This window comes from Methylobacterium sp. E-065, assembly GCF_022829605.1.
Taxonomy (GTDB): domain Bacteria; phylum Pseudomonadota; class Alphaproteobacteria; order Rhizobiales; family Beijerinckiaceae; genus Methylobacterium.
The window spans coordinates 25,896-43,592 of record NZ_JAKSYD010000084.1 but is presented as its reverse complement, the minus strand read 5'-3'; the positions used below and the strand labels follow the sequence as shown (position 1 = coordinate 43,592).

Sequence of the window (17,697 nt, the reverse complement as noted above, 5' to 3'; positions counted from 1 at the left end):
CCACGACGATCACGGCCACGACATCGAGCCGGCGCACCAGAGCGACCTCGTCGCCGATGACCATCACGGGCACCATGGCGATCAGACGCCCCACGAGAGCCCGCTGGTGATGACCCTGCCGTTGGCGATCCTTGCCTTCGGTGCACTGTTCGCCGGACTCATCTTCCACAACCGCTTCATCGGCGAGGGAATGGATGCATTCTGGGGCCATGCCCTGGCGCATGGGCCGAACAACCACATCATGCACGAGATCCACGAGGTCCCGGCCTTGGTCTCCTATTCGCCGCTGATCATGCTGATCCTCGGCTTCGTCCTGGCCTACTGGATGTATATCCGCCGGCCGGAACTGCCGGGTGCGCTCGCCGCGCAGCAGCCGTCGCTGTACCGGTTCCTGCTCAACAAGTGGTACTTCGACGAGATCTACGACCGAATCTTCGTCCGCCCGGCCAAGGATTTCGGCCTGTTCCTGTGGAAGCAGGGCGACGGCAGGATCATCGATGGGCTCGGTCCCAACGGCATCGCGGCGCGCGTCGTGGATGTGACCCGCGGGGTGGTCCGCCTCCAGACCGGCTACCTCTATCACTACGCCTTCGTGATGCTCATCGGCGTCGCTGGCCTGATCAGCTGGTACCTGATGTCCGGCCTGCCCAAGGGGGCTCACTGACATGCTCGGCCTCGGCATCCTCTCCGGCCTGCTGATCGTGCCGCTCTGCGGCGCGGCTTTCATCCTGACGCTGAACGGCGACGAGGCATCGGTCGCGCGCAACACCCGCTGGGCTGCGCTCGCCACCACGATCGTCACCTTCCTGCTCTCGCTGGTCGCCTGGAACCGCTACGACACCGCCTCGTCGAGCTTCCAGCTGGTGGAAAGCCATGCGTGGCTCACCGAGACGATCCGGTTCAAGCTCGGCGTCGACGGCTTCTCGATGCCGCTGATCCTGCTGACCACCTTCCTAATGCCGTTCTGCATCGGCGCCTCGTGGAACTCGATCAACGTCCGCGTGAAGGAATACTTCGTCGCCTTCCTCGTCCTCGAGACGACGATGATCGGCGTGTTCGCCTCCCTCGATCTGCTGCTGTTCTACCTGTTCTTCGAGGCCGGCCTGATTCCGATGTTCCTGATCATCGGGATCTGGGGCGGCGCGCGCCGGGTCTACGCGAGCTTCAAGTTCTTCCTCTACACCCTGCTGGGCTCGGTGCTGATGCTGCTCGCCGTGATGGCGATGTACTGGCAGGCCGGCACCACCGACATCCCGACCCTGCTCCAATACCGCTTCCCGGTGGAGATGCAGACCTGGCTGTGGCTGGCTTTCTTCGCCTCCTTCGCGGTGAAGATGCCGATGTGGCCGGTCCACACTTGGCTGCCCGACGCTCACGTCGAGGCGCCCACCGCCGGCTCGGTGATCCTGGCCGGCATCCTCCTGAAGATGGGCGGCTACGGCTTCATCCGGATCTCGCTGCCGATGCTGCCGGTGGCGAGCCAGGATTTTGCGCCGCTGGTCTTCGCCCTCTCGGTGATCGCGATCATCTTCACCTCGCTCACCGCGATGATGCAGACCGACATCAAGAAGCTGATCGCCTACTCGTCGGTGGCCCATATGGGCTTCGTGACCCTCGGCCTGTTTACCCTGAACGAGCAGGGCATCCAGGGTGCGCTGTTCCTGATGATCTCCCACGGTATCGTGGCGAGCGCGCTGTTCCTCTGCGTCGGCGTGGTCTACGACCGGATGCACACCCGCGAGATTGCCGCCTATGGCGGCCTCGTAAAGCGGATGCCGCTCTACGCGGTGGCCATGATGGTGTTCACCATGGCCAATGTCGGCCTGCCCGGCACCTCCGGCTTCGTCGGCGAGTTCCTGTCGATGCTGGGCGCCTTCAAGGCGAACCCGAACGTCGCGTTCTTCTCGACCTTCGGCATCATCCTGTCGGCGGGCTACGCGCTCTGGCTCTACGCGCGGGTGATCTACGGCAAGCTGGACAAGCCCAACCTCCAGGGCATCCTGGATCTCGATACCCGCGAAAAGATCATCCTGGCGCCGCTGGTGGCGCTGACGATCTATTACGGCGTGCACCCGGCTCCCGTGCTCGACGTGTTCGCGCCCTCGACCGACGCGCTGATGACCAGCATGAAGGCCGCCCTGTCCAACACCCAGACCGCGGCCGCCGCGCTGCCGGTCCTGCGCTGAGACGGACCTTATGACCACCGTCCACTCCGTCCTGCCCTCGCTGGCGCCGCTTCTTCCCGAGCTGATCCTCGGCATCGGCGTTCTGCTCCTGATCCTCTACGGCGCGTGGCGCGGCGACCGCTCCGCCGAGGCCGTGAGCGTCGGCGCCCTGGTGCTGCTCCTCGTCGCCCTCTCGGTGGTGATCTCCCAGCCGGTGAACGGACGGATAACGACCCTGTCGGGGGCGTTTGTCTCGGATTCCTTCTCCAAGGTGATGAAGTCGCTGGTGCTGCTCGGCTCCTCGGCGACGATCCTGCTGGCGCACGACTTCTTCAAGCGCGAGCGCATCGACCGGTTCGAGTTCCCGGTGCTGATCGTACTCTGCACCATCGGCATGATGGTGATGGTCTCGGCCAACGACCTGATCGCGCTCTATCTCGGTCTGGAGCTGCAATCGCTCGCCGCCTACGTGATCGCCGCCTTCCACCGGGACGACATCAAATCCACCGAGGCCGGCCTCAAGTACTTCGTCCTTGGCGCGCTCTCCTCCGGCATGCTGCTCTACGGCGCCTCGCTGGTCTACGGCTTCACCGGCACGGTCTCGTTCCCCGGCATCGTCTCGGCGCTGAACGAGAATGCGGGCCTGGGCATCGTGCTCGGCATCGTGTTCCTGGCCGCGGGCGTGTGCTTCAAGATGTCGGCGGTTCCCTTCCACATGTGGACGCCCGACGTCTACGAGGGCTCGCCCACTCCGGTGACCGCCTTCTTCGCCACCGCGCCGAAGATGGCGGCGGTCTCGATGACCGTGCGGGTCTTCATCGGCGCCATGCCGGACGTGACGGCGATCTGGCAGCAGATCTTCATCTTCGTCGCTGTGGCGTCGATGGCGCTCGGCTCCTTCGCGGCGATCGGCCAGAGCTCGATCAAGCGCCTGATGGCCTACTCGTCGATCGCCAATGTCGGCTACGCGCTGATCGGGCTGGCCTGCGGCTCGGAGGAGGGGATCAGCGGGCTCGTCACCTACATGATCATCTACCTCGCAATGACGCTCGGCACTTTCGCGATCATCCTGTCGCTCCGGCGTCGGGACGTGATGTTCGAGAAGATCGAGGATCTGTCGGGCCTGTCGCGCACGCATCCGTGGCTGGCCTTCTGCCTCGCCGCGATGATGTTCTCGCTGGCCGGCATCCCGCCGCTCGCTGGGTTCTTCGCGAAGTTCTACGTCTTCGCCGCCGCCATCAAGGCCGGCCTCGTGACGCTGGCGGTGATCGGCGTGGTGACCAGCGTGGTCGGCGCCTACTACTACCTGCGGCTGGTCAAGATCATGTATTTCGACGAGCCGAAGGAGCCCTACGAGGCGATGGCCCCGGGCCTGCGCGTGGTGCTCGCCTTGTCGAGCGTGGTGGTGGTGCTGTTCTTCCTGCTACCAGGGCCGCTTGTCGGTGCCGCGGGGCGGGCCGCCAAGTCGCTGTTCTAGGACGGCCTTGCCCTATCGACTCGGACCCAAGGCGCGCAGCCAGGGCCACCGCCTGCACGTCCACGAGACCCTCGGCTCCACCAACACGGAGGCGATGGCGCAGGCGCGCGCCGGCGAGACCGGGCCGCTCTGGGTCGCGACGCATCGCCAGGAGGCGGGGCGAGGCCGCCGGGGCAACAGCTGGGCGTCCCTGCCGGGCAACCTCGCGGCGAGCGTGCTCTGGCCGGTGGCCGGGGTCGCGCCTGAGCACCTCGCCGAGTTGGGCTTCGTGGCGGGCCTCGCGCTGATTGAGGCACTGGAGGCGGCCTGCGGCACACTGCCGGATACCGCTTCCGGCATCGCCGCCCGATCTCTGAAGCTCAAATGGCCGAATGACGTGCTGCTAGGCGGAGCGAAGCTGGCCGGCCTCTTGCTGGAGGCGGAGACGCTGCCGGGTGGCCGGCGGGCCGTGGTGGTCGGCTTCGGCGTCAACGTCGCGGCGGCCCCGGACGGGTTGCCGGCAACAAGCTTGGCGGCGACGGGTTACGCCGGCGGCGCGGAGGCGCTACTGGATCACCTCTCGGACCGGATGGCTGCGCGCGCGCGGGCCTGGGACCGGGGACGGAATTTCGCTGCCCTGCGCGCCGATTGGCTGGCGCGGGCCGCCGGTCTCGGATCGGAGATCGCGGTGCACAGCGGCGGACACATCCTGCAGGGCGTGTTCGAGACGATCGACGAGGGGGGGCGGCTCGTGATCCTCGCCCCCGATGGGAACCGGCATACCGTGACGGCGGGCGAGGTGCATTTCGGAACGGCCGCGACGGCGGCCTGAGTTTGGACGACGATACAGATGGCAATGGGACAGGAGGAGCTGGTCTTCCTGCCGCTCGGCGGCGTGGGCGAGATCGGAATGAATGCGGCGCTCTACGGCTTCGGGCCGGAGAAGGGCCGGAAGTGGATCATGGTCGATTGCGGCATGGGCTTCGCCGGCGAGGAGAACATGCCGGGCGTCGACCTGATGTTCCCGGACCTCTCGTTCATCGAGGAACGGCGCAAGGACCTGCTCGGGATCTTCATCACTCACGCGCACGAGGACCATATCGGGGCGATCTCCGAGCTGTGGTCGCGCGTCAAGGCGCCGGTCTACGCGACGCGCTTCGCCAAGAACCTGCTGGAGACCCGCCGCCTCTCGGATCCGGGTGCCCCGAAGGTCGACCTGCGCGAGGTCAAGCCTGGCCGGCGCATCACCGTCGGGCCGTTCGAGCTCGAATACGTCCCGGTCTCGCACTCGATCCCGGAGTCGAACGCCATCGCGATCCGTACGGCGGCGGGTCTCGTGGTCCATACCGGTGATTGGAAGATCGATCCGACGCCGGTGGCCGGTGAGATCACCTCGCCGGAGGCCTTCACGGCGCTCGGCGACGAGGGCATCCTGGCGTTGGTCTGCGACTCCACCAACGTGGTCCGCGAGGGCTTTTCCCCGAGCGAGCGCGAGGTCGCCGCGACCCTCAAGAGCCTGATCGCCGAGGCGCCCCACCGGGTCGCGGTAACCACCTTCGCATCGAACGTCGCCCGCATCCGTGCCGTCGCCGAGGCGGCTGTGGCCTGTGGCCGCGAGATCGTGGCGGTCGGCCGGGCTATGGACCGGGTGATCGATGTCGCGCGCGAGTGCGGCTATCTCGACGGCCTGCCCGATTTCCGCCGCGCCGATTCTTGGAAGAGCCTGCCCCGCGAGCGGGTCGTGGCCCTGCTCACCGGCTCCCAGGGCGAGCCGCGGGCGGCCTTGGCCCGGGTCTCCCGCCGCGACCATCCGGATATTAGCCTCGCCGCAGGCGATCAGGTGATCTTTTCATCGCGCGCCATCCCCGGCAACGAGCGCGATGTCGGGTCGATCATCAACGACCTGATCGAGCAGGGCGTCGAGGTGATCACCGACCGCAGCGCCCTCGTCCACGTCTCGGGCCACCCGCGCCGGGACGAGATGGTCGAGATGTACAAGTGGACCCGCCCCGGCACCGCGATCCCGGTCCACGGCGAGGCACTTCACCTCGACGAGCATGCCCGCTTTGCCCGCGCGCAGGGCGTTCAGAACGTCGTCAAGGCCCGCAACGGCAGCCTGATCCGCCTCAGCCCTGGCACGCCCGCGGTGATCGACCACGTGAAGGTCGGCCGCCTGTTCAAGGACGGCGACGTCCTGATCGACGAGAAGGACCGGGCGATCCCCGAGCGGCGCAAGCTGATGCAGGCGGGCCTTGTCTCGGTGGCGATCGCCATCGACGAGGATGGCGTCGTGCTGGGCGAGCCGGCGGTCGACATCATCGGCCTGCCGAACCGCGGACGCTCCGGCGACCCACTGATCGAGACCATCGTGGATGCGGTCTCGCGCAGCTTGGCGGGCCTGTCGCGGGGCAAGCTCAAGGACTCGGAGGGCGTCGAGAAGGCGGTCGACCGGGCCGTGCGCACCGCGGTCAACGAGGTCTGGGGCAAGAAGCCGGCCTGCCACGTGCAGGTTGTGGAAGTTTGAGACTGGCTGCTGATCTCAAGTCGTCATAGTCTGTAGCGACTTGCGCCGGCTGATCTTGCTGATTGGCTGCCGGGCGGAGACTCAAGTCCCCTCTCCCGTGCGGGAGAGGGTGCATGTCGCCCCCACACGGTGGCTGAGCCCTGTCAACGAATGAACAAAGCTTCCGGATAGGGAGCGAGCACGCCGGGGAGGATACAACCATGATCGGCCGTCTCAACCATGTGGCCATCGCCGTGCGGGATCTCGACGCCGCCTGTGCGATCTACCGCAATACGCTCGGCGCCACGGTCACGCCGCCTCTGCCGCAGCCGGAGCACGGGGTCACCGTCGTGTTCGTGGAGTTGCCCAACAGCAAGGTCGAGTTGATGGCGCCGCTCGGCGAAAATTCGCCGATCGCGTCCTTCGTGGACCGCAATCCCGGCGGCGGCGTCCACCATGTCTGCTACGAGGTCGACGACATCCTGGCGGCCCGCGACACGCTGAAGGCGCAGGGTGCCCGCGTGCTCGGCACCGGTGAGCCGCGGATCGGCGCCCATGGCAAGCCGGTCCTGTTCCTCCACCCGAAGGACTTTTTGGGCACCCTGGTCGAGCTGGAACAGGTGTGAGCCGATGATGTCCGCCCTAGCCCGCTCGACGCCGATCACACTCGGCGTGATCACGGTGCTGGTCGCTGCCTTCGTGGCGGCGGGGGTTGGTCTGTTCAAGCTGACCGTGGGGGGGGCGATCGCCCTCTACTTCGTGGTGTGGTGGACGCTGCTCTTCGCGGTCCTGCCGCTGCGCAACCAGCCGGAGACGCGGCCGACCCATGTGGTACCGGGGCAGGATCCCGGTGCGCCCGCACGCCCGCGGCTGCGCGAGAAGGCGATCTGGACAACGCTGGTGGCCGGGGCGGCCTTCCTGCTCGCGCTGGCGATCTTCCCGCTGACCGGGCTTTAGCGCGGTCTCAGAACAGGGTGCCGGAAGACGGCCCCACCAGATGGGCGAAGGCCAGGGCCGCCGCGGAGACCTCGGCAGCCGACGGATAAGTCCGATCCGCCTCGGCGATCGTCGGGTCGGCTTCGCTACGGAGATCCTCGGCCCAGAGGGTGTTGGCCCGGCGGATTTCGAAGTGCATGGCGGGCTCACCCGGGCCGATCCAGGCCAAGCTTGCCGTGCGAAACAACCGTGACGGGCTGAGGGCTTGCCGACGCCGCGCATAAATGCGGCGGCACCGCCCGTTCTCCGCGCAATCATCGCTGCTCACAACGGCCACCCCGCCGCGAGCCCAGAGCGCGCATAAAAAAAGCAAGGCCCGAGGCCTTGCTTTCAAGCTTAAGATGGCTCGGCCTTGAATATCCTCCGCATTGCTTGCGGGGCGGCCGTTTTTCCTCCCGAGACTCGGACCTTGCGCCGCCTCTTCCGGGCATCGCAAACATCGCCGGTCGCTTATAGGAACAACAATTCGTGTTGTCACCGGGTCTGCGAGAAAAAACTGCGCTTTCTTGCCGGCAAATAGGCAGACCGCTCTCCCATCGGGCATTGCCGCTCCGCAGAGAGGCCCGTGCCACGGCTTCGCCGCGATTACGCCGCGTCGTGGTCGCGCAGTGCTTGTAATTTGCGGCTCCCACGTGTTGTGTGCCGACGCGCCGCGGCTCCTCCCGGCCGGCCCCCTTTCCAAGACTTTGGCGACATGCGTCTCTCCCGCTACTTCATGCCGACCTTGCGCGAGACGCCCAAGGAAGCCGAGATCGTCTCGCACCGGCTGATGCTGCGTGCCGGCCTGGTCCGCCAGGAATCGGCCGGCATCTACGCGTGGTTGCCGCTCGGCCTGCGGGTTCTGGAGCGCGTCTGCGCGGTGGTCCGTCGGGAGCAGGATCGCGCCGGCGCCATCGAGATCCTGATGCCGACGGTGCAATCGGCCGAGCTGTGGCGGGAATCCGGCCGCTACGACGCCTACGGCAAGGAGATGCTGCGCCTGAAGGACCGACACGACCGCGAGATGCTCTACGGCCCCACCGCCGAGGAGATGGTCACCGAGATTTTCCGGGCGAGCGTGCGCTCCTACAAGGACCTGCCCAAGAACCTCTACCAGATTTCGTGGAAGTTCCGAGACGAGGTGCGGCCGCGCTTCGGCACGATGCGCTCGCGCGAGTTCCTGATGAAGGACGCCTATTCGTTCGATTTCGATCAGGCGGGTGCCCGCCATGCCTACAACCGCATGTTCGTGGCGTACCTGCGCACCTTCGCGGGCCTCGGCCTGAAGGCGATCCCGATGCGTGCCGATACAGGACCGATCGGCGGCGACCTGTCCCACGAGTTCATCATCCTGGCCAAGACCGGCGAGAGCGAGGTCTTCTGCGACAAAGCCTATCTCGATTTCGACATCCCGCCGGAAACCGTCGATTTCGAGGATATCGCCGGCCTCCAGGGCATCGTCGATGCCTGGACCTCGCACTACGCCGCCACAGAGGAGATGCACGAGAAGGAGGCCTTCGCCGAGGTGGCCGAGGAGAGCCAGCTGGCGGCCCGCGGCATCGAAGTCGGACACATCTTCTATTTCGGCACCAAGTATTCCGAGCCGATGGGCGCCAAGGTCGCCGGGCCGGACGGGATCGAGCGCCCTGTCCATATGGGCTCCTATGGCATCGGCCCGAGCCGGCTGGTGGCGGCGATCATCGAGGCGAGCCACGACGAGGCCGGGATCATCTGGCCGGACTCGGTCGCGCCGTTCGACGTGGCGCTGATCAACCTCAAGACCGGCGATGCCGCCACCGACGGCGCCTGCGCGCAGATCCAGTCGGATCTGGAGAATGCCGGCCTGTCGGTGCTCTATGATGATCGCGACGAGCGGCCCGGCGCCAAGTTCGCCACCGCCGACCTCATCGGCCTGCCCTGGCAGGTGATCGTCGGCCCGAAAAGCCTGGCCGAGGGCAAGGTCGAGCTCAAGCGGCGCGCCGGGGGTGAGCGCGAGAGCCTCGCCATCGTCGATCTGCTGGCACGCATTCGGCGCGTCTGAGCCGTGCCGATGGCGGCATCAGCGGCGCTGGACCGGGTAAAAGGCTTCGCGGCTGCGTTCCGCCAGGGCACGGGCACGGCACCCTTCGCGCCCTTCGAGTGGATCCTCGCCGGCCGGTATCTGCGCGCCCGCCGCCGGGGCGGCGGCGTCTCGGTGGTGGCGTTCTTCTCGGTGCTGGGTATCGCGCTGGGCGTCGCCACGCTGATCATCGTGCTTTCGGTGATGAACGGGTTTCGCGCGGAGCTGCTGTCCAAGATCGTCGGCATCAACGGCCACCTGTTCGCGACGCCGATCGACCGGCCGTTCAACGACTGGACCGACCTGTCGGAGCGCCTCTCCAAGGTCGCGGGCGTGCGTGCCGCGGTGCCGCTGGTCGAGGGGCAGGCCTTCGCCTCGTCGCAGTATGGCGGCTCCGGCGTCATCATCCGCGGCGTGCGGGCGGCCGATCTCGACGCGCTCGCGGCGGTCTCGGCCTCGATCCGCGGTGGCACCCTGGAGGGGTTCGACGACGGCACCGGCGTGCTGATCGGTCGGCGGCTTGCCGACACGCTCGGGTTGCAGGCCGGGGATACGATCACGCTGGTGACGCCGAAGGGCTCTTCGACACCGTTCGGCACGGCACCGCGAACCAAGAGCTACACCGTCAAGGCGGTGTTCGAGGTCGGGATGACCGAGTTCGACCAGACCTTCGTGTTCATGCCGCTGACCGAGGCCCAGGCGTTCTTCAACAAGGACGGCGACGTCAGCATGATCGAGATCTACGTCGACGAACCCGACCATGTCGGCGACATGCGCGAGCCCCTGGAGATGGCGGCCGAGCGCCCGATCCTGCTGACCGACTGGCGCCAGCGCAACCGGACCTTCTTCGGGGCGCTCGAAGTCGAGCGCAACGTGATGTTCCTGATCCTCAGCCTGATCGTGGTGGTGGCGACGCTCAATATCGTCTCCGGTCTGATCCTGCTGGTGCGCGACAAGTCGAGCGACATCGCGATCCTGCGCACGATGGGGGCGACGCCGGGCACGATCATGCGGGTCTTCCTGATCAACGGCGCGTTGATCGGCATCGTCGGGACACTGGGCGGGCTGGCACTCGGCGTCCTGATCACGCTGAACATCAAGCCGATTCAGCACGTGCTGTTTCCGGGCGCCTGGGATCCGACCGTGCGCTTCCTCGCCGAGATCCCGGCCCAGATGAACCCGAAGGAGATCACCGCCGTGGTGATCACCGCGCTGCTGCTGTCGCTCGCGGCGACGCTCTATCCCTCTTGGCGCGCCGCCCGGCTCGATCCGGTGCAGGCCCTCCGCTACGGCTGACGGGCGGTACCCAATGAGCGATACGACCCAGCCCGCCGGCGATCCGCCGGTGCCGGCCCTGTTCTTTTCCCGCGTCGAGCGGCGCTATCCCCAGGCCGAGGGCGCCCTGGAGATCCTGCGCGGGGCCGACCTCGCGATCTGGCCGGGCGAGTTGGTCGCGCTGGTGGCGCCGTCCGGCGCCGGCAAGTCGACGCTCCTGCACCTCGCCGGGCTCCTGGAGCGGCCGGACGGGGGCGAGGTCTATATCGGCGGCCATCCCACGGCCGCCATGGTGGATGCCGAGCGCACCCGCCTGCGGCGCGGGGAGATGGGCTTCGTCTACCAGTTCCACCACCTGCTGCCCGAGTTCTCGGCGCTGGAGAACGTGGTAATGCCGCAGCTCATCCGCGGCCTGAAGAGCGCCGAGGCGAAGGCCCGCGCCACGGAACTGCTCAGCTTCCTCGGCCTCAAGGACCGGCTGCCGCACCGCCCGGCTGAATTGTCGGGGGGCGAGCAGCAGCGCGTCGCCATCGCCCGTGCGGTCGCCAACGGCCCACGGCTGCTGCTTGCCGACGAGCCGACCGGCAACCTCGATCCCGGCACGGCCGGCCACGTCTTCTCGGTGCTGATGGCTTTGGTCCGCGCCTCGGGCCTGGCCGCCCTGGTGGCGACCCACAATCTGGACCTCGCCGCCCGCATGGACCGCCGGGTAACGATCCGCGACGGGCTGATCACGCCGCTCGACTGAGCCGGATTGCCCGGACTACCCAGGCGCTTTCGCGCGCAATCCCTTTGACCTCTGTACGCCCCACGTTGCCGGATCCGGCCGGGGGCATCTCACTCCTCGTATGGAAGGGGAGGGGTCGCGTTCGGCCGGATCGGCGGCTGTTCCGGAGCGCCGCGAGCGCCCGTGCCGTCAGCGCCGGCGCGCGGAAATGCCCGTGTCTTTTAATCCATCGCGTCGCGTGCGGCGCGTCACGTCCTGAAGAGCATTCGGCCACTATATTGCAATCACGCAAGCATAACTGCGAAAGACGACCCAGAGCCACTTCACTTCATCAGGGAAATGTCCATGAAGAATCGCTTTGCCGCCGCCTGCACCGCTTTTGTCCTGGCCGCTGCGCCGCTGTCCTCCGCGTTGGCCGCCCCCGAGGCCCGCTGGACCGGCTTCAACACCCACGCGCCCGAGACCACCGGCGCGCTCGGCCTCGGCGTCCACGACGCCCCGTTCTACGAAGGCTGCCCGATGAGTTCGGCCGCCGAGGGCAACGCCGACCAGCAGACCCGGCCAATCAAGCAGTACGGCCAGACCACCGGCGGCTACCGCTGCTGATCCGACGCCACCACGGATGAAGCTCAAACCCCTCTCCTACGTCATGATCGGCGCCTTCGTGAGCGGCATCCTCATGACCCTGGTCGGCTCGGCAGGCGTGCTGCTGGGCCCGTGATCCCGGGATGACGCCCCGGAGCCGGCGGCTGCTCCCCGAAGCGGCGGCCGGCTTTGGGTCTGTTGAAACGTGGCTTCGGTGCTTGGGCGGTCGCAGGTTTTTCATCGCAAAGCCGGCGGCCACTCCGTGGAGACCGCGTTCAAGATCCATGCCCGCCAGCCAGCGCCTCGATCTGGTCGCAGGCGTCGGCGATCGCGTTGCGCCCCCCCGCCATCCGCGCCCGGGCGGCCGCCGTGGCGCGCGCGACCGTGGGATCGGCGAGCAATCGTCTCAGGACCCGCGCCGCGCGGGCAGGCCGGAACGCGCGACGGTTGAGCGTCGCGCCGAGGTTCCTGTCCTTGAGCCGCCGGCCCTCGTCGAAATGGTCGAAGGCCACCGGGACCACGAGTTGCGGGATGCCCGCGGCCAACGCCTGCGCCACCGTCCCGACGCCGCCGTGATGGACCAGGGCGGCGCTGCGCGGCAGCAGCGTGCTCAACGGCGCGTAGGCCAGGTGAATGAGCCCCGCCGGCAGGGGCTTCGGGATCTGCCCGCCCTGAGGCGCGAGCAGGACGCCGCGCCGGCCCATGCGCCGGCAGACCTGCACAGCGGTGTCGAAGAAGGGCGCACCCTGGCGCATGGCCGAGCCGTAGGTGAAGACGACCGGTGGCTCGCCCGCCGCCAGGAAAGCGTCGAGCTCCGGCGGCATGGCGGGCACGTCGCCGAACCGGTCGACCAGCGGGAAGCCGAGTTGCACCGCTTGGGCCGGCCAGTCGGGCTGCGGCGCGGCATACCAGTCGGGGAACATCAGGAGCATGCGCGACGGGCTGTTCCACCAGTGCCGCAGCCGGTTGACCGGATCGAGGCCGAGGCGCGCGCGCAGCGCATTCAGCGGCGGCAGCGTGAACGGGCCGACCGCGACGGCATCGACGCCGAGATTGACGTAGGCCCGCAACGACGCCGGCAGGATACGCGGCAGCGGCAGGCCGGGCAGCCGGGGCGGGTCGAAGCGGCTCTCGATCAGGAACGGCATCACGTGCAGCGTGGCGGTCGGAAGTGCGTAGAGATCCTGAGCGAGCCGCGCGCCCCAGCCGAGGGGCGAGGCGACCACCCGCAGGTCGACTCCACGCGCCCGGGTTGCCCCGAGCCACAGGCAGGTGGCCTCCGCGACCTGCAGGGCGAAGTCGAACATGGGCCGGAAGCCCTGCTGCGGGTGCCAGAGTTCCGGTTGGCGGATCACCGCCTCGTAATCCGCCACCGTGCCGAGCGGTTCGAAGGCGAGACCGGCCCGGCGGGCCATCGCCTCGAACGGCGCCGGCGCCGCCAGCGAGACGCCATGGCCGCGCTTGGTCAGCTCGTACCCCAGGGCGATAAACGGCAGCACGTCGCCGTGAGTGCCGACGGCCACGAGGGCGACGTCGCATCGCTCGGCCGTCTGGTGCGCGGTAATGGCGTGCTCCTTCGAACCCCCGTTCAGATGACGAGCATGTTCTCGGCGCGGGGCATGCCAGCCTGCCCGATCCGCATCAAGATACTTTTTACCATAACTATAGGCGCTAGCAGACGTGTTACTCGGAGGCCTTTTATTCGGAACAAAACATGAACATACTCAGCCAGGAACACGGAGGCGCGACGATGCTGAAGCGGTTGGTCCTGACCGGAATGCTGGAGTTCATGGCCTTCGGAACGCTATTCGCGGCGGTGGGCGCCTGGGCGATAGCCTTGGCACCGGTGCGTTAGCCCACGGCTGCGATTTCCTGTCCGGTTCCGGTCGCGGGCAGGTTATGCACAGGCGATCCGCCCTTTGGTGCCGATTGTCCACAGGGGACGCCCAAACTGGTGCTTCCGGGGCACGACCGGTGGATATCGTCCGGCGCCGGCTCCGGTTCCGTCGACTTGGAAAGGCCGAGCGGGGATGCTGTGCGTCCCCGGAACAAGGTCGGTCATGCCACGGCAGCTCAAGGAGGTCGGATTCGTCCACCTCCACGTCCACTCGTCGTACTCCCTGCTCGAAGGCGCGCTGAAGGTCGGCGCCGTGATCAAGGCTGCGGTCGCCGACCGGCAGCCGGCGCTGGCGCTCACCGACACCAACAACCTGTTCGGGGCTCTCGAATTCTCCGAGAAGGCGGCGGGCGATGGTGTGCAGCCGATCGCCGGCGTGCAACTCTCGGTCGCCTTCGAAGCGGCGGATCCGCATCAGCGGAACGCACCGACGAGCCACGGCGTCGTGCTGCTCGCCCAGGACGAGACCGGCTACGCCAACCTGCTGCGGCTTGCGAGCCATGCCTATTTCGATACGGCGCTCGGTGAATCGCCCCGCCTGGATGCCGCGGCCCTTGTCGGCGGCTCGGACGGGCTGATCGCGCTCACCGGTGGTCCCTCCGGCCCCCTCGACACAGCCTTCCGGGCCGGCCGGCCCGAACTGGCGCTCGCCCGCCTGAAACGCCTCAAAGAGGCGTTCGGGGAGGATCGGCTCTATGTCGAACTTCAGCGTCACGGCCAGCCCGAGGAGGGACGGATCGAGACCGCGCTCCTCGACCTCGCCGGCCGCCATGGCCTCGGGATCGTTGCGACGAACGAGCCCTACTTCGCCAAGCCCGACGATTACGACGCCCACGACGCGCTGCTCGCCATTGCCGAGGGCCGCATCGTCTCGGACGACCGCCGCCGCCGGGTGACGCAGAGCCACGCCTTCAAGACCCGCGCCGAGATGGGCGAGCTGTTCCGCGACCTGCCGGACGCGCTTCAGGCCAGCGTCGAGATCGCCATGCGCTGCGCAGTCCGGGCACGGACCCGCAAGCCGATCTTGCCGAACTTCTCGAAGGTCGCGGCGGGTGAGACACCGCCGATGGCGGAGGCGCTTGCGGAGGCGGCTGAGACGGGCGTGCAGACGGTTGCGGCCGACGAGCCGACCGAGCTGCGCCGGCAGGCCGAGGCCGGGCTGGAATTGCGCCTGAAGCAGCACGGCACCGCGCCGGGCTTCTCGGAGGACGATTACCGCAAGCGCCTCGCCTTCGAGCTCGACGTCATCGTCTCGATGAAGTTCCCGGGCTACTTCCTGATCGTCTCGGACTTCATCAAGTGGGCCAAGGACCACGACATCCCGGTTGGTCCGGGCCGCGGTTCCGGTGCCGGCTCGCTGGTCGCGTGGTCGCTGCTGATCACCGATCTCGACCCGCTGCGCTTCGGCCTGCTGTTCGAGCGCTTCCTCAACCCCGAGCGCGTCTCGATGCCGGATTTCGACATCGACTTCTGCGTCGAGGGCCGCGAGCGGGTGATCAAGTACGTGCAGCAGCGCTACGGCGAGCAGCAGGTCGGGCAGATCATCACCTTCGGCACATTGCTCGCCCGCGGCGTGCTGCGCGATGTCGGCCGCGTGCTGGAGATGCCCTACGGGCAGGTCGACAAACTGACCAAGCTCGTGCCGCAGAACCCGGCCAACCCCGTGACGCTGGCCCAGGCGATCGAGGGCGAGCCCAAGCTCCAGCAGGCCATGGAGGAGGAGCCGGTTGTCGGCCGGCTGATCGACATCTCCAAGAAGCTGGAGGGTCTGCACCGTCACGCCTCGACCCACGCGGCCGGCGTGGTGATCGGCGATCGACCGCTGGAGGAGTTGGTCCCGCTCTACCGCGATCCGAAGACCGGCATGCGGGTGACCCAGTTCAACATGAAATGGGTCGAGCAGGCCGGCTTGGTGAAGTTCGACTTCTTGGGCCTAAAAACCCTCACCATGCTGCGGTGCTGCACCGATCTGCTGAAGAAGCGCGGCATCGACATCGATCTGGCCGCCTTGCCGCTCGACGACGAAAAAACCTACGGGCCGATGGGCCGGGGCGAGACGGTCGGCGTGTTCCAGGTGGAATCGGCCGGCATGCGCAAGGCGCTGTGCGAGATGCAGGCCGACCGGCTGGAGGACATCATCGCCCTGGTGGCGCTCTACCGGCCGGGCCCGATGGCCAACATCCCGGTCTATTGCGAGCGCAAGCTCGGCCGCGACGCCGGCAACGAGGCGTCCTGGTATCCGGATCCCAAGCTGGAGCCGATGCTGAAGGAGACTTTTGGCATCATCGTCTACCAGGAACAGGTGATGGAGATCGCCAAGGTTCTCGCCGGCTACTCGCTCGGCGAGGCCGACATGCTCCGGCGCGCGATGGGTAAAAAAATCCGTGCCGAGATGGACGCGCAGCGCGACCGGTTCCTGAAGGGCTGCACCGAACGCGGGCTGAACAAAGCCAAGGCCAACGAGATCTTCGACCTGCTCGCCAAGTTCGCCGATTACGGCTTCAACAAGAGCCACGCGGCGGCCTACGCGCTGCTGACCTACCAGACCGCCTACCTGAAGGCGAACCATCCGGTCGAGTTCCTGGCCGCCGCCATGACCCTCGACATCGACAACACCGACAAGCTCGCCGAATTCCGTCAGGACGCGCAGCGGCTGAAGATCGTGGTCGAGCCGCCCTCGATCAACACCTCGGGCGAGGTGTTCGAGGTGCGCGACGGCCGGATCTACTATGCGCTCGCCGCCATTAAGGGCGTCGGCCGCGAGGCGGTGCGGGCGCTGGTGGAGGCGCGCGGCGACCGGCCGTTCAAGGACCTCGCCTGCTTGGCCCGCCGGTTGAACCCGCGGATGATCAACAAGCGCACGCTGGAAAGCCTCGTCCAGGCCGGCGCGCTCGACTGCATCGAGCCCGACCGGGCGCGCGCCTTCGCGGCGGTTGAGCCGATGATGAAGCTCGCCGCCAGCGCGGCGGAGGCCGAGACCGCCGGCGTCACCGACATGTTCGGCGGCGTGGTGGCGGACGATGTCTCCCTGCGCATCCCGCCCCACGAGATCTGGCCCATGGCCGATACGTTGAAGCGCGAATACGCGGCGATCGGGTTCTTCATCTCGGGCCATCCGCTCGACGAGTATGGCGACCTGCTCGACAAGCTTCGGGTGCAGAGCTGGACGGATTTCTGCCGCGCCGTGCGGGCCGGAACCTCAAGCGTCGGCCGGGTGGCGGCCTCGGTGCTCGACCGGGCGGAGCGGCGGACCAAGACCGGCAACAAGATGGGCATCGTCACCCTGTCGGACCGGACCGCGCATTTCGAGGCGATCATCTTCTCCGAGGGACTCGGCCAGTACCGCGACATCCTGGAGCCGGGACGGCCGCTGGTGCTTCAGCTCCAGGCGAATCTCGAGGGCGAGGACGTGCGCGCCCGGATCCTCACCGCCGAACCGCTCGATCAAGCGGTGGCCCGCCACCAGAAGGGGATCCGCATCCATCTGAGCGATCCGCGTGGGGTCGCCCCCGTGCAGCAGCGGCTATCCATGCGCGGCGAGAGCGAGGTCTCGCTGATCCTCAAACTCGACGGCGGCGAGCGCGAGGTGGAGATCCGGCTGCCCGGTAAATTCCAGGCGAGCCCGGCGCTGGCCGGCCAGCTCCGGACCGTGCCGGGGGTGGTGCAGGTGGAGGTGAGTTGAGGGGCTGCCTAAACCGGGCGGTACCCGTCAAAGGTACTGCCTTTGTGGGACAACCCCTATCCCGGGCGCATGGAGCGTCAGCGGAATGCGACCCAGGATCCAGCGCGAGACGTTGCGAAGCGTCCAGCTGGATCAAGTCGTGCCGCCAGCGCGGCGCTTCACATGCTGGATTTCGGATCACCGTTCACTGCGTTTCAGGTGCCCGGGAAAGGGCGCGGTTCATAAGACAGAGAGCACCGAGCCGTTGGCTGCCCGCACAACCGCCCGCGTCCCCACCGGCACCCGCGCGTTCAGATCGATGATGTCTTGGTTCAGGAAGCGCACGTAGAGGCAGAGCGCCCGCGGCTCGCGGACCCCACCCGGCACGCCGCAG

At 67.6% G+C, this 17,697-nt stretch carries 15 protein-coding genes and 1 pseudogene; 13 read left to right on the top strand and 3 right to left on the bottom strand.

Annotated elements, in window-relative coordinates; translation table 11 throughout:
- The 7 genes and pseudogenes from MKK84_RS08835 to MKK84_RS08805 form a co-directional block, all read left to right on the top strand.
- Window positions 1-664 (top strand): annotated as a pseudogene (locus MKK84_RS08835) (NADH-quinone oxidoreductase subunit L); the annotation flags it as partial.
- A 1-nt stretch (window position 665) separates the two neighbouring features.
- A complete protein-coding gene (locus MKK84_RS08830; RefSeq protein WP_243918873.1) occupies window positions 666-2,186 on the top strand; it encodes an NADH-quinone oxidoreductase subunit M in 1,521 nt (506 codons plus the stop codon).
- 10 nt (window positions 2,187-2,196) lie between these two features.
- Window positions 2,197-3,642, top strand: a complete 1,446-nt coding sequence (nuoN, locus tag MKK84_RS08825) for an NADH-quinone oxidoreductase subunit NuoN (RefSeq protein WP_243918871.1) — start codon at window positions 2,197-2,199, stop codon at window positions 3,640-3,642.
- A gap of 7 nt (window positions 3,643-3,649) precedes the next feature.
- Window positions 3,650-4,453: a biotin--[acetyl-CoA-carboxylase] ligase gene (locus MKK84_RS08820; protein ID WP_243918869.1), complete on the top strand. Its 804-nt coding sequence runs from the start codon at window positions 3,650-3,652 to the stop codon at window positions 4,451-4,453.
- 18 nt (window positions 4,454-4,471) lie between these two features.
- Window positions 4,472-6,145, top strand: a complete 1,674-nt coding sequence (locus MKK84_RS08815; protein ID WP_243918855.1) for a ribonuclease J — start codon at window positions 4,472-4,474, stop codon at window positions 6,143-6,145.
- A 200-nt stretch (window positions 6,146-6,345) separates the two neighbouring features.
- Window positions 6,346-6,750: a methylmalonyl-CoA epimerase gene (gene mce / locus MKK84_RS08810; RefSeq protein ID WP_243918853.1), complete on the top strand. Its 405-nt coding sequence runs from the start codon at window positions 6,346-6,348 to the stop codon at window positions 6,748-6,750.
- A 4-nt stretch (window positions 6,751-6,754) separates the two neighbouring features.
- Window positions 6,755-7,081 carry a DUF1467 family protein gene (locus MKK84_RS08805; protein ID WP_243918851.1) on the top strand — a complete coding sequence of 109 codons (327 nt, stop codon included), beginning with the start codon at window positions 6,755-6,757 and terminating at the stop codon, window positions 7,079-7,081.
- Between the two features lie 7 nt (window positions 7,082-7,088).
- On the opposite strand, the gene MKK84_RS08800 is transcribed toward MKK84_RS08805, so the two are convergent.
- Complete coding sequence (locus tag MKK84_RS08800; RefSeq protein ID WP_243918850.1) at window positions 7,089-7,259, bottom strand: hypothetical protein; 171 nt, start codon at window positions 7,257-7,259, stop codon at window positions 7,089-7,091.
- A 555-nt stretch (window positions 7,260-7,814) separates the two neighbouring features.
- On the opposite strand from MKK84_RS08800, the gene proS reads away from it, so the two are divergent.
- The 4 genes from proS (at window position 7,815) to MKK84_RS08780 (ending at window position 11,766) form a co-directional block, all read left to right on the top strand.
- Complete coding sequence (gene proS, locus MKK84_RS08795; protein WP_243918848.1) at window positions 7,815-9,140, top strand: proline--tRNA ligase; 1,326 nt, start codon at window positions 7,815-7,817, stop codon at window positions 9,138-9,140.
- A 9-nt stretch (window positions 9,141-9,149) separates the two neighbouring features.
- On the top strand, window positions 9,150-10,454 hold the full coding sequence (locus MKK84_RS08790) for a lipoprotein-releasing ABC transporter permease subunit (protein ID WP_243918841.1): 1,305 nt from the start codon (window positions 9,150-9,152) through the stop codon (window positions 10,452-10,454).
- Window positions 10,455-10,467: 13 nt separating this feature from the next.
- Window positions 10,468-11,181 (top strand): ABC transporter ATP-binding protein, encoded by a 714-nt coding sequence (locus MKK84_RS08785; RefSeq protein ID WP_243918833.1) that lies wholly within the window; start codon window positions 10,468-10,470, stop codon window positions 11,179-11,181.
- A 324-nt stretch (window positions 11,182-11,505) separates the two neighbouring features.
- The gene (locus MKK84_RS08780; protein ID WP_243918831.1) at window positions 11,506-11,766 is read left to right on the top strand and encodes a hypothetical protein; all 261 of its coding nucleotides are present in this window, start codon (window positions 11,506-11,508) and stop codon (window positions 11,764-11,766) included.
- Between the two features lie 254 nt (window positions 11,767-12,020).
- On the opposite strand, the gene MKK84_RS08775 is transcribed toward MKK84_RS08780, so the two are convergent.
- Window positions 12,021-13,268, bottom strand: a complete 1,248-nt coding sequence (locus MKK84_RS08775; protein WP_243918829.1) for a glycosyltransferase — start codon at window positions 13,266-13,268, stop codon at window positions 12,021-12,023.
- A gap of 191 nt (window positions 13,269-13,459) precedes the next feature.
- On the opposite strand from MKK84_RS08775, the gene MKK84_RS08770 reads away from it, so the two are divergent.
- Entirely contained in the window at window positions 13,460-13,600 is a 141-nt protein-coding gene (locus tag MKK84_RS08770) for a hypothetical protein (protein ID WP_243918827.1), read from the top strand.
- A 205-nt stretch (window positions 13,601-13,805) separates the two neighbouring features.
- A complete protein-coding gene (gene dnaE, locus MKK84_RS08765) occupies window positions 13,806-17,324 on the top strand; it encodes a DNA polymerase III subunit alpha (protein ID WP_243918825.1) in 3,519 nt (1,172 codons plus the stop codon).
- Window positions 17,325-17,543: 219 nt separating this feature from the next.
- Here the strand turns inward: dnaE and MKK84_RS08760 are convergent, their stop codons facing one another.
- On the bottom strand, window positions 17,544-17,690 hold the full coding sequence (locus MKK84_RS08760) for a hypothetical protein (RefSeq protein WP_243918824.1): 147 nt from the start codon (window positions 17,688-17,690) through the stop codon (window positions 17,544-17,546).
- Between the last annotated feature and the right edge of the window lie 7 nt (window positions 17,691-17,697).